Source organism: Rhodoplanes sp. SY1 (genome assembly GCF_046000175.1).
In the GTDB taxonomy this organism is placed as follows: domain Bacteria; phylum Pseudomonadota; class Alphaproteobacteria; order Rhizobiales; family Xanthobacteraceae; genus Rhodoplanes.
In genome coordinates this window covers 1-12,080 of the sequence record NZ_JBEOMB010000138.1, presented here as the reverse complement: position 1 = coordinate 12,080, position 12,080 = coordinate 1, and the positions used below count along the sequence as shown (strand labels likewise).

The following is a 12,080-nucleotide window of genomic DNA, read 5'->3' as shown; positions in this document are numbered from 1 at the left end:
CCGCCTCGGCCGCCGCCTCGGCGCCGCTGGCGAGCAGCCGCGTGACGAGGCGCGCATAATCCTCGCGGCTCAGCCCCTTGCCGGGCCGGAACCAGAGATAGTGCCAGTTCAGCATGCCGAACAGCGACATGGTGAGCGGCTTGAGCAACGGCCCGTGGCCGATCGACGGCACGGCCGCCGCAATGGCATCGGAGAAATGGCCGACCAGCGTGCGCTCCATGGCGCGGAGCTGATCCTGCTTGTCCTGCGGCAGGAGCTTCAGATTGGCGATCTGCACCTGATGCTCGGCGTCGGCGTCGCGATACTCGTCCAGCAGCGCCGCCGCGATGGCGTAGAGCCGCTCCTCCGGCGGCGCGCCCGCGCTCTCGGCCGCCGCCTTCTCGACCGCGGCGATCAGCACCGCGAGATGCGCCGACAGGATGTCGAAGAGGACCGCCTCCTTGTCCGGATAGTAGTGATAGAGCAGCGCCTTGGACATGCCGCAGGCCTCCGCGATCATGGTGATCGAGGTGCCCGAATAGCCGTGGCGGGCGAACAGCTCGGCGGCGCGATGCAGGATCGCCCCGCGCTTGGCGTCGTAGTCCTGGGCGCGTGTGCGAGCCATTCCGGCGATCCCCTCCCCTGCGGTCGATTGTCGCGGCCGGCGGCGCAGGTCGCTTCGGCGGCTCGGTCGAAAATACATTAACCGGATGGTCGATCAATAGTCCGGCCAAGCGCTTGCCCGGCGGCGCCCCGCGTTCGGCTCGCGGGCGAACGCCGTAGAACAGCACCGGAAGCGCGCGTCGGCGGGCCGCCCCTCGCGATCATGTTACGAAATGCCGTTGCGGTCACCATTTCTGTTACATATCATTTTCTCAACGACGACGAGGGCCAACCTCGAGACACCCGGGAGAACGCGCATGTACACGCAGGGCCTCGCTCAGACCCCCGACGCCGCCGACCGCCGGATCGAGGACGCCGACAAGCTCAACGCCTTCCAGGCGCGCATCGACGCCGAGGAGCGCATCGAGCCGAACGACTGGATGCCGGAGGCGTATCGCAAGACTCTGGTGCGCCAGATCTCCCAGCACGCCCATTCCGAGATCATCGGCATGCAGCCGGAAGGCAACTGGATCACGCGGGCGCCGTCGCTGCGCCGCAAGGCCGCGCTGCTCGCCAAGGTGCAGGACGAGTGCGGCCACGGGCTCTATCTCTACGCCGCCGCCGAGACGCTCGGCGTGGCGCGCGAGGAGATGGTCGACCAGCTGCTCGCCGGCAAGGCCAAGTACTCCTCGATCTTCAACTACCCGACGCTCACCTGGGCCGACATCGGGGCGATCGGCTGGCTCGTCGACGGCGCCGCGATCATGAATCAGATCCCGCTGTGCCGCTGCAGCTACGGGCCGTATGCGCGCGCCATGATCCGGGTCTGCAAGGAGGAGTCGTTCCACCAGCGGCAGGGCTACGAGATCATGCTGACCCTATGCCGCGGAAACGCGGCCCAGAAGGAAATGGCGCAGGACGCGCTGAACCGCTGGTGGTGGCCGTGCCTGATGATGTTCGGCCCGCCCGACAGCGCGAGCCAACACACCGACGCGTCGACGAAGTGGAAGATCAAGCGGTTCACCAACGACGAGCTTCGGCAGAAGTTCATCGATGCGACGGTGCCACAGGCGCATTTCCTCGGCCTCGAGGTCCCGGATCCGGAGCTGAGGTTCGACGAGGCGAGCGGCCACTGGCAGCACGGCGCGATCGACTGGGAGGAGTTCAAGCAGGTGATCGCCGGCAACGGCCCCTGCAACGCCCAGCGCATGGAGCGCCGCCGGCAGACCGAGGAGGACGGCGCCTGGGTGCGAGAAGCCGCCCGCGCGTTCGCCGAGAAAGAGAAGAGCCGCCACAGAGCGGCCGCGTAGCAGAACTCCGTCATTCCGGGGCGCCGCGCAGCGGCGAGCCCGGAATCCATACCCACCGACCGGGGTTATGGATTCCGGAAGCCGACCTTCGGTCGGCTTCCGGAATGACCGAACAAACAAGATCAGGAAACGCCCGAGGAGCCCGCCGTGACAGACCCCGCCGCGCCCGAGCCGACGAAACCCGAGCCGAAGATCCCGCTGTGGGAGGTGTTCATCCGGGCCCGCAACGGCCTCGCCCACAAGCATGTCGGCTCGCTGCACGCCGCCGACGCGACGCTGGCCCTGCAGGCGGCACGCGATCTCTACACGCGGCGCGGCGAAGGCCTGTCGATCTGGGTCGTGCCGTCGGCCGCCATCACGGCGTCCGACCCGGCCGAGAAGGGCATGATGTTCGAGCCCACCGCCTCGAAGGTCTATCGCCACCCGACCTTCTACGAGATCCCCGACGAGGTCGGGCACATGTGAGCTTGCTCCAGAGTCGCGGCTCCTGCGTTCCCTCCCCCCTTGTGGGGGAGGGACAGGGAGGGGGGTAACAGCGCCAGCATCGTGCCGCGAGGCTCACCCCCCTCTCCACCTCTCCCCCACAAGGGGGGAGAGAGCAGGCCGCGGCGAGCCACACCGCCGCATTCCGACACCAAGCGAAACACGGCCGGACCCCGCCCATGACCAGCATCCGCGTCACCGAGACTCCGCTCGTCACCTATGTGCTGCGCCGCGCCGACGATGCGCTGGTACTCGGGCATCGGCTGTCCGAGTGGTGCGGCAAGGCGCCCATGATGGAAGAGGAGATGGCGCTCGCCAACATGGGGCTGGACCTGATCGGCCAGGCGCGCGCGCTCTACACCTATGCGGGCGAGGCCGAGGCGCAGGGTCACGACGAGGACGCCTTCGCGTATCGGCGCGACGAGCGCGCCTATCGCAATCTGTTGCTGGTCGAGCAGCCGAACGGCGACTTCGCCATGACGATGGTGCGCCAGCTCCTCTACGCCGCCTTCGCCGACCCGTACTGGCGCGCCATGATGCGCTCGAGCGACCCGACGCTCGCCGCCATCGCGGCCAAGGCCGAGAAGGAGATGGCCTATCACCTGCGCCATTCGGCCGAATGGGTGGTGCGGCTCGGCGACGGCACCGAGGAGAGCCGGCGCCGCACCGAGCACGCGCTGGCGCAGCTCTGGCCGTTCACGGGCGAGCTTTTTTTCAGCGACGAGATCGAGCGCGAGATGATCACGTCCGGCGTCGCGGTGGACCCCGCGACGCTACGCGACGGTTGGCGGAGCACGCTGGCCGAGATCCTCGACCGCGCCACGCTGAAGATGCCGCAGGACGCCTGGATGCAGAGCGGCGGGCGCGGCGGCCGGCACAGCGAACATCTCGGCCATCTGCTCACCGACCTGCAATACATGCAGCGCACGATCCCGGGAGCGACCTGGTGAACCCGTCGCCCGATCCCGCAGCCTTGCGCGAAACTGCGTGGCGGATCGCCGGGGCGGTGGCGGATCCAGAAATCCCGGTGCTGACCATCGCGGATCTCGGCGTGCTGCGCGACGTGCGCGTGAACGACACCGGCATCGAGGTGGACATCACGCCGACCTATTGCGGCTGCCCGGCCATGACCACCATCGCGCTGGAGATCGAGATCGCGCTGGAGAAGGCCGGGCTCGGGCGGCCGACCGTGAAGACCGTGCTGTCGCCGGCCTGGACCACCGACTGGATGACCGACGCGGGTCGCGCCAAGCTGAAGGACTACGGCATCGCGCCGCCCCAGAAGGGCGCCGGCCGCCGCGCGCTGTTCGGCGTCGAGCACGTCGCCTGCCCGCAGTGCGGCGCGACCGACACGGCCGCCATCGCCGAGTTCGGCTCCACGGCCTGCAAAGCCTTGTGGCGCTGCAACGCCTGCCGCGAGCCGTTCGACTATTTCAAGTGTCATTGAGGTGAGGGGCATGACGATCCTGACGCCGACATCGCCTTCGATTTCGGGTGCCGAGCACAGCGCCGGCGTTCCCTCTCCCCGCGCGCGGGGAGAGGGTGGCTCGCTGCGCAGCGGCGAGACGGGTGAGGGGGCGTCTCCGTATCCACGAGACGCCCCCTCACCCGACATCCGCGCTGGACGCGCGAATGTCGACCTCTCCCCGCACGCGGGGAGAGGTGAGGACGGCTCCGTCGGAACACACGTCCCCCGCTTCCATGCGCTGACCGTCGCCGAGGTGCGGCGGGAGACGCCGGACGCCGTGTCGGTCGCGTTCGCCGTGCCGGCGCATCTCGCCGCGGACTATCGGTTCGAGCCCGGCCAGTATCTGACGCTGCGCACCACGATCGACGGCGAGGAGGTGCGGCGCTCCTACTCGATCTGCGCCGGACCCGACGACGGCGAGCTGCGCGTCGCGGTGAAGCGGGTGTCGAACGGCCTCCTCTCCTGCTGGATCAACGACAGCCTGAAGCCCGGCGACACGCTCGACGTGATGACGCCCACGGGCCGCTTCGGCCTCTCCCACACGCCGGGCAACGGCCGCGTGCACGTCGCCTTCGCGGCGGGCTCCGGCATCACGCCGGTGATCTCGATCCTGCGCGGCGTGCTGGCGCGCGAGCCGGACAGCCGCTTCTTCCTGTTCTACGGCAACCGCTCGACCGCCGGCATGCTGTTCCTGGAAGAGCTCGAGGAGCTGAAGGATCGCTATCTGGGCCGGCTGTCGCTGTTCCACGTGCTGAGCCAGGAGGAGCAGGACCTCGACATCCTCAACGGCCGGCTCGACGGCGACAAGGTGCGGCGTCTGCTCGGCAGCGTGGTGCCGGCCGCCGTGATCGACCACGCCTTCGTCTGTGGCCCGACCGCGATGATCGAGGAGCTGGTGCCGACGCTGCACGGGCTCGGCATCCCGGAGGACCGCATCCATGTCGAGCGTTTCGTCTCGGCGCTCGGCGGCCGACCGCGGCCGCCGGTGCCGGTCGCGCTCGACGCGCCGCCCGCCCACATGGCGTCGCTGATCGTCGACGGCAAGCGCCGCGAGGTGCCGGTGGCCGAGGGCGAGGCGATCGTCGACGCGGCGTTGCGCGCCGGCCTCGACCTTCCCTTCGCCTGCAAGGGCGGGATGTGCTCGACCTGCCGGGCCAAGGTGGTCGAGGGCACGGTCGAGATGGCGGTGAACTACGCGCTGGAACCGTGGGAGCTGAAGGCCGGGTACGTGCTCACCTGCCAGGCGCGCCCGACCTCGGCCACCGTGGTGATCGACTACGATCAGGTGTGAACGCCGCTCGTCAGTGCAGCGAACGCGGCGCGCCCGCTACACCTCTCCCCGCCGCGCGGGGGCGCGGCTCTTGCCGCGCCAAAGAGGTCGACGTTCGCGCGGTCAGCGCGGACGTCGGGTGAGGGGGCCTATCCCCGAAGCCGAGACTCGTGGCGACGTCCCCTCACCCGACTCGCCGCTCCACGGCGAGCCACCCTCTCCCCGCACGCGGGGAGAGGGGACGCCGGCGCCGCAATTCACTCCGTGACCCGCCCCGGGTCGCGTCCCGCCCCCTACCCCTTCGGGCGGTTGTCGACGATGCGCTTGGCCTTGCCGACCACGGTGCGCTCGACGCCGCCGGGCGGATGGAGCACGAGCCGGGTCGTCACGCCGATCAGATTCTTGATGTGGCGCACCAGCTCCTTCTCGCGCGTCTCGCGATCGACCGCGCCGGCACGATCCTCGCGCACCTCGGCATGCACGGTCATCTCGTCGAGCCGGCCCTCGCGGGTCAGCTCGATCTGATAATGGCCGGAGCAGAAGTCGGTGGCGAGCAGGATCTCCTCGATCTGGGTCGGGAAGACGTTGACGCCGCGCAGGTTGATCATGTCGTCGGAGCGGCCCGTCACCTTTTCCATGCGGCGCATGCCGGGCCGCGCCGTGCCGGGCATCAGCCGCGTCAGATCGCGGGTGCGGTAGCGCACGATCGGGAACGCCTCCTTGGTGAGCGACGTGAAGACGAGCTCGCCCTTCTCGCCGTCCGGCAGCACCTCGCCCGTGACGGGATCGATGATCTCCGGATAGAAGTGATCCTCCCAGATGTGGAGGCCGTCCTTGGTCTCGACGCACTCCTGGGCGACGCCGGGGCCGATCACCTCGGAGAGCCCGTAGATGTCGGTGGCGTCGAGCCCGAACGCCTTCTCGATCTCCTCGCGCATCGCGTTGGTCCACGGCTCTGCGCCGAAGATGCCGAACTTCAGCGACGACGCGCGCGGGTCGAGGCCGGCCTTGGCGAAGCCGTCCAGGATCGTGAGCATGTAGCTCGGCGTCACCATGATGGCGTCGGGCTGAAAATCGTGGATGAGCTGCACCTGCCGCTCGGTCATGCCGCCCGACATCGGGATGACGGTGCAGCCGAGCCGCTCGGCGCCGTAATGCGCGCCGAGCCCGCCTGTGAAGAGGCCGTAGCCGTAGGCGACGTGCACCATCATGCCGGGGCGCACGCCGGCGGCGCGGATCGAGCGCGCCATCACGTCCGCCCACATGTCGACGTCGGCCTGCGTGTAGCCGACCACGATCGGCTTTCCGGTCGTGCCGGACGAGCCGTGAATTCTCGCGAGCTTTTCACGTGGCACCGCGAAGAGACCGAACGGGTAGTTGTCCCGCAGATCCGTTTTCATCGTGAAGGGGAACTTGGCGAGATCGGAGAGATCGCGGAAATCCGACGGGTGGAGGCCGGCCTCCTCGAACTTCCTGCGATAGAACGGCACGTTCTCGTAGGCATGGCGGAGCGACCAGGCGAGGCGCTCGCGCTGGAGCGACTGGATGGCGTCGCGCGAGGCGCGCTCGGCGGCGTCGAGGCCGTCGACGATGCTGCGGCCGAAAGCGGCAACCGGGGGAGCCATGGTCATCGTTCCTCCACTGGTGTTTGTTTGTTGCTTGGTCGTCGCCCGATGCTGCGCGGCACGCTGCATCGGCACCTCTCGTGTCCTCTCAGGCCGACGGCGCCTCCGCGGCCGCCTCGCCGCCGTCGATGAACGAGCCGCCGATGGTGCGCGAATGGCCGCGGAACTCGGCGATGACGACGCCGTCGGACGAGACACGCACGTCGTAGATGCCGTTGCGGCCGGCGCGCGACACCTCGCGCGCCTCGGCGATCAGCCGCCCGCCCCGACGGCCCGGACGGATGAACGTGATGCTGCACTGGGCCGCGACCGTCACGAGCCCGTAGGAGTTGCAGGCATAGGCGAAGGCCGTGTCGGCGAGCGCGAAGATGTAGCCGCCATGCGCCGTGTCGTGGCCGTTCACCATCGTGTCCCTGACGCTCATCGCGAGCGTCGCAGTGCCGGGGCCGACGGCGAGGATCTCGATGCCGAGATTCTGGCAGGCCGCATCGCCGGCCCACATGGTGTCGGCGGCGAGCCGCGCCGTCTCCTCGGCCGTGCGGGTCACGGGAACCACGGCGGCGGTCACGACGACCTCCCGGTGAAGCGCGGCGCACGCTTGTCGAGGAAGGCGCGCACGCCTTCGGCATAGTCGGGCGTGCCGCCCGCCTTGCGCTGCAGGTCACGCTCGAGATCGAGCTGCGCGTCGAGATCGTTGGTCGCGGAGGCCGCGAAGGCCTGCTTGGTCAGCGCGAGCCCGACCGTCGGCTGGGTGGCGAGATGGGCGACGAGCTTTTCCGCCTCGGTCGCCAGCGCGTCGTCGTCGAGCACCTTCCAGATCAGGCCCCACGCTTCGGCCGTCTCGGCCGGCAACGGCTCGGCCAGCATCGCCAGCGCGCGAGCGCGCGCCTCGCCGATCAGCCGCGGCAGGAAGAAGGTGCCGCCGGAGTCCGGAACCAGACCGATCTTGGAGAAGGCCTGGATGAACCTCGCCGAGCGCGCCGCGAGCACGATGTCGCAGGCGAGCGCGATGTTGGCGCCGGCGCCGGCCGCGACGCCGTTGACGGCGCAGACGACGGGCTTCTTCAGCGCCCGGATGCGGCGCACCAGCGGATTGTAGAAGGCGTCGATGGTGGCGCCGAGATCGGCCGGGCCGACGCGATCGGAAAGATCCTGGCCGGCGCAGAAGCCGCGGCCGGCGCCGGTGAGCAGCACGGCGCGGCACGCCTCGTCGGCGCCTGCGTCGTCGAGCGCGGCGGCGAGGCGCCTGTGCATCTCCTCGTTGAAGGCGTTCAGACGGTCGGGCCGGTTGAGCACGAGCCGCACCCATCCGTCGCGTCGGTCGACGAGAACCGAAGGCTCCACGAAAGTCTCCCTTGTCGGGCTCTGCCGGCCCTTGAATTAACCGACCGATCGGTTAATCTTCGGACCAAGATAGCGCACGGGGCGCCGGTGTCAACGTTCTGCAAGGGCGTACCGGAGCGTCCCGAACGAGACAACGCCGCAGCCCGGCAGGAGGACGCCCGTCATGACCGCAACGACACCTGCGACGACGCCCGCACCGACTCTCGCGACCACACCGCCGACCCTGCAGAGCTTCGTGCAGGACCGCTGGGTGACGCCCGCGCGCGGGCTGGCCGAGATCAGGAGCGCGATCGACGGTCGCGTCGTGGCGTATGCCTCGAGCGACGGCATCGACTTCGGCGCCGCGGTGCGGCATGCGCGCGCGGTCGGCGGGCCGGCGCTGCGGGCGCTGACGTTCCACGAGCGCGCCGACCGGCTGAAGGCGCTGGCGACGTTTCTGTCGGAGCGCAAGGAGCAGCTCAATGCGCTCTCCGCAGACACCGGCGCGACCAAGCGCGACAACTTCTTCGACATCGACGGCGGCATCGGCACGCTTTACGCCTACGCATCTCGCGGCCGCCGCGAGCTGCCGGCCGAGCGTTTCGTGATCGAGGGCGACACCGAGGCCCTGTCGCGCGGCGGGACGTTCATGGGGCTGCACGTGATGACCCCGCTGAACGGCGTCGCCGTCCACATCAACGCCTTCAACTTCCCGTGCTGGGGCATGCTGGAGAAGCTCGCGCCGGCGATCCTGGCCGGCGTTCCGGTGATCACCAAGCCGGCCACCGCGACGGCCTACGTGGCCGCGGCCGTGGTGAAGCTCATCGTCGAGGCGAACCTGCTGCCGAAGGGCGCCCTGCAGTTCGTCTGCGGATCGGCCGGCGATCTGCTCGACCATCTCGACGGCCAGGACGTCGTCTCCTTCACGGGCTCGGCCGACACCTCGGATCGCCTGCGCAACCATCCGGTGATCGGCCGCAACGCCGTGCGCTTCATCGCCGAGCGGGATTCGCTCAACGCCGCCGTGCTCGGGCCGGACGCCGTGCCGGGCACACCGGAGCTCGACCTCTTCGTGAAGGAGGTCGTCCGCGAGATGACCGTGAAGGCCGGCCAGAAGTGCACGGCGATCCGCCGCGTCGTGGTGCCGCGTGCCTCGCAGTCGGCCGTGACGGAAGCGATCAAGACGCAGCTCGAGAAGATCACGGTGGGCGACCCGCGGCGCGAGGAGGTGCGCATGGGCCCGCTCGCCTCGCTGTCGCAGCGCGCCGCAGTGCGCGAGGCGGTGGCCGACCTGATCGCCGAGGCCGAGATCGTCGCCGGCGATCCGCTCGTCGCGGCGCCGATCGGCGGCGACATGGCCACCGGCGCCTTCATGGCGCCGGTGCTGCTCGCCTGTGCGGATCCGCTCGCGGCACGGCGGGTCCACACCATCGAGCCGTTCGGGCCGGTCGCGACCGTGATGCCCTACGACACGCTCGACGACGCGGTGGCGATCGTCGCCAAGGGCGAGGGCAGCCTGGTCGCCTCGGTGTTCACGCACGACGATCAGGTCGCCGACGCGCTGGTGTTCGGGCTGGCGCCGTTTCACGGCCGCGTGCTGATCGTCGACCGCGACTGCGCCAAGGAGTCGACCGGGCACGGCTCGCCGCTGCCCGGCCTCGTGCACGGCGGACCGGGGCGCGCCGGCGGCGGCGAGGAGATGGGCGGTCTTCGCGGGGTCTTCCACTACATGCAGCGCACCGCCCTGCAGGGGTCGCCGGCCCGCCTCGCCGCCCTGACGCGACGCTGGCTGAAGGGCGCGCCGGCGCCAGTGGCCGAGGTGCATCCATTCCGGCGTGATTACGACGCGCTGACGATCGGCGATTCCGTCGAGACGGATTCGCGAAGAATCACGATCGCCGACATCGAGCACTTCGCCGACTTCACGGGCGACGCCTTCTATGCCCACATGGACGAGGCCGCGGCCAAGGCGAACCCGTTCTTCCCCGGCCGCGTCGCCCACGGCTATCTGATCCTGTCGTTCGCGGCCGGCCTGTTCGTCGATCCGGCCCCCGGTCCGTTGCTGGCGAACTACGGCCTCGACAATCTGCGCTTCCTCAAGCCGGTGTCGCCCGGCGACGCCATCAAGGTGCGGCTCACCGTCAAGGAGAAGCGGCCGGCCCGTAAGCCCGAATACGGCGAGGTGCGCTGGGACGTCGAGGTGTTCAATCAGGACGGTGAGACGGTCGCGCGCTACGATCTCCTGACGATGAGCGCGCGGCGCGGCGCCGCGAGCAGCGCAGCGGCGGCGTGATCAGACGAGCAGGTCACGAGGCGCGGGAGCATGCCTCCCTTCACCTCTCCCCGGCGGGGAGAGGTCGCAGTTCGCGCATTCGCGCGAACTGCGGGTGAGGGGGTGTCCACGCCGGCGCCGGACCCCCTCACCCCGGACGCACGCTGACGCGCACGTCCGACCCTCTCCCAATGGGAGAGGGTAAGGCAGCGACCTTCGCAACAGCGCGAGGTCGGCGAGTCGACCCCTCACCACTTGTAGCTCAAGGTCCCGATCACGCTGCGGCGATTGCCGTAAAAGACCGTGTTCGAGTAGAAGCCAGGCGTGAAATAGGTCTCGTCGGTGAGGTTGGTGCCGGTGATCGACGCCGTCACGCCCTTCAGCTCGGCGAAGCGGGCGCCGAGATCCCACGACACCGAGGCGTCGAGCAGTGTGTAGCCCGGAACCTCGACCTGGGTGCCGGTCGCCGTGTCCATCGGCGCCATCGAGGCGCCGATGTAGCGCACGCCGGCGCCGACCTTGACGCCCTGCAGGGCCGGCTCCTGAAACCGGTAGTCGAGCCACAGCGACGCCTTGTGATACGGCACCGCGGCCTGGCGCAGCCCGACCTTGCTGAAGCCGCCGACCGTCTCGGGATTGTCCTGCGTGACGCGCGCGTCCGTGTAGGAGTAGCCGGCGACGACGTTGAAGCCCTTCAGCGGCTCGATCTTGCCCTCCAGCTCGAAGCCGCGCGAGCGGACCTCGCCGTCCTGGACCGAGAAGAACAGATGATTCGGATCGGCCGTCGTCACGTTCTGCTGGGTGATCTGGAACACCGAGGCCGTGATCATGCCGTTGATGCCGACCGGCTGATACTTGACGCCCGCTTCGTACTGCTCGCCCGTGGTCGGCTTGAAGGGACTGCCGTAGAAATCGGTGCCGACGACCGGGTTGAACGAGGTCGAATAGCTCACATAGGGCGCAACGCCATTGTCGAACAGATAGCCGAGCCCGGCGCGACCCGTGAAGGCGCTGGCCTCCGTCTTGGTCGTCGTGCCGGAGAGGCGGTCGAGCGTCTCGCTGTTCACGGCGTCGTGGCGTCCGCCGAGCGAGACGATCCAACGATCCAGCTTGATCTGGTCCTGGGCATAGAAGCCGAGCTGATGAAACGCCTGCGACTCGTTCACCCAGGGCGTTCCGAGCGTCAGGCCGGAGGCGTCGTAGACCGGATTGAAGATGTCGATGGTGACGAAGTTGGTCGAGTTGGTGCGCGTCTCGTGATAACGATAATAGTTGTAGTCGATACCGAACAGCACCTTGTGGACGAACGGCCCGGTGGCGAACTCGCCCTTCATGGTGTTGTCGACCAGCACGGCGTCGGAGTCCTTCGGCCGCACCTGCACGCCGATATTGGCGTAGCGGTTGTTCACCAGCGCTGTCGGCCAGTCCCAGATCCAGCCCGAGACGTAGTCGACCTTCGCGTGCGTGTAGCGGAAGTTCTGGGTGAACCTCCAGATGTTGTCGAAGGCGTGCTCGAACGCGTAGCCGATCGAGGCGTTCTCGGTCTTCCACAGCGTCATGCCGGGCACGCCCAGGAACAGGCTCGACGGGATCTTCGGACCCTTGTCGAAGATGGTGTTGTCCATCGGCAGGCTCTGCTCGGAGCCGCCCTTCTTCGACTTCTGATAGCTCGTCAGCAGCGTCAGGCTGGTCCACTGGCTCGGCGCCCAGGTGAGGGCCGGCGCGACATAGAGCGGAATCCGATCAT

Annotated in this window: 11 protein-coding genes; 6 read left to right on the top strand and 5 right to left on the bottom strand. The window is 69.0% G+C overall.

From position 1 onward, the window contains the following. Positions 1-604 (bottom strand): TetR/AcrR family transcriptional regulator (locus ABTU92_RS25525; protein WP_408094417.1); only part of this gene is annotated, 604 nt, incomplete at its 3' end. A 295-nt stretch (positions 605-899) separates the two neighbouring features. Between ABTU92_RS25525 and paaA the strand changes: the two genes are divergently transcribed. From paaA to paaE, 5 genes are all read left to right on the top strand, one after another. Then, positions 900-1,892, top strand: coding sequence for a 1,2-phenylacetyl-CoA epoxidase subunit PaaA (gene paaA, locus ABTU92_RS25520; protein ID WP_408094416.1), 993 nt, complete (start codon positions 900-902; stop codon positions 1,890-1,892). A gap of 147 nt (positions 1,893-2,039) precedes the next feature. Further along, positions 2,040-2,357 carry a 1,2-phenylacetyl-CoA epoxidase subunit PaaB gene (paaB, locus tag ABTU92_RS25515; RefSeq protein ID WP_408094415.1) on the top strand — a complete coding sequence of 106 codons (318 nt, stop codon included), beginning with the start codon at positions 2,040-2,042 and terminating at the stop codon, positions 2,355-2,357. Between the two features lie 197 nt (positions 2,358-2,554). Then, positions 2,555-3,325: a 1,2-phenylacetyl-CoA epoxidase subunit PaaC gene (gene paaC, locus ABTU92_RS25510; RefSeq protein WP_408094414.1), complete on the top strand. Its 771-nt coding sequence runs from the start codon at positions 2,555-2,557 to the stop codon at positions 3,323-3,325. Continuing rightward, the gene (paaD, locus tag ABTU92_RS25505) at positions 3,322-3,822 is read left to right on the top strand and encodes a 1,2-phenylacetyl-CoA epoxidase subunit PaaD (RefSeq protein WP_408094413.1); all 501 of its coding nucleotides are present in this window, start codon (positions 3,322-3,324) and stop codon (positions 3,820-3,822) included. Before paaC ends, paaD begins: the two co-directional genes overlap by 4 nt. A gap of 259 nt (positions 3,823-4,081) precedes the next feature. After that, entirely contained in the window at positions 4,082-5,134 is a 1,053-nt protein-coding gene (paaE, locus tag ABTU92_RS25500) for a 1,2-phenylacetyl-CoA epoxidase subunit PaaE (protein ID WP_408094418.1), read from the top strand. 272 nt (positions 5,135-5,406) lie between these two features. On the opposite strand, the gene paaK is transcribed toward paaE, so the two are convergent. From paaK to paaG, 3 genes are all read right to left on the bottom strand, one after another. Beyond that, the gene (gene paaK, locus ABTU92_RS25495; RefSeq protein WP_408094412.1) at positions 5,407-6,738 is read right to left on the bottom strand and encodes a phenylacetate--CoA ligase PaaK; all 1,332 of its coding nucleotides are present in this window, start codon (positions 6,736-6,738) and stop codon (positions 5,407-5,409) included. A gap of 88 nt (positions 6,739-6,826) precedes the next feature. Then, positions 6,827-7,240: a hydroxyphenylacetyl-CoA thioesterase PaaI gene (paaI, locus tag ABTU92_RS25490; protein WP_111356397.1), complete on the bottom strand. Its 414-nt coding sequence runs from the start codon at positions 7,238-7,240 to the stop codon at positions 6,827-6,829. 62 nt (positions 7,241-7,302) lie between these two features. Beyond that, entirely contained in the window at positions 7,303-8,082 is a 780-nt protein-coding gene (paaG, locus tag ABTU92_RS25485) for a 2-(1,2-epoxy-1,2-dihydrophenyl)acetyl-CoA isomerase PaaG (RefSeq protein ID WP_408094411.1), read from the bottom strand. 163 nt (positions 8,083-8,245) lie between these two features. Here paaG and paaZ point away from each other — a divergent pair, with 163 nt between their 5' ends. Next, positions 8,246-10,354: a phenylacetic acid degradation bifunctional protein PaaZ gene (paaZ, locus tag ABTU92_RS25480; RefSeq protein ID WP_408094410.1), complete on the top strand. Its 2,109-nt coding sequence runs from the start codon at positions 8,246-8,248 to the stop codon at positions 10,352-10,354. A gap of 227 nt (positions 10,355-10,581) precedes the next feature. Here the strand turns inward: paaZ and ABTU92_RS25475 are convergent. Further along, the coding region (locus ABTU92_RS25475; RefSeq protein WP_408094409.1) for a TonB-dependent siderophore receptor at positions 10,582-12,080 on the bottom strand (1,499 nt) is incomplete at its 5' end.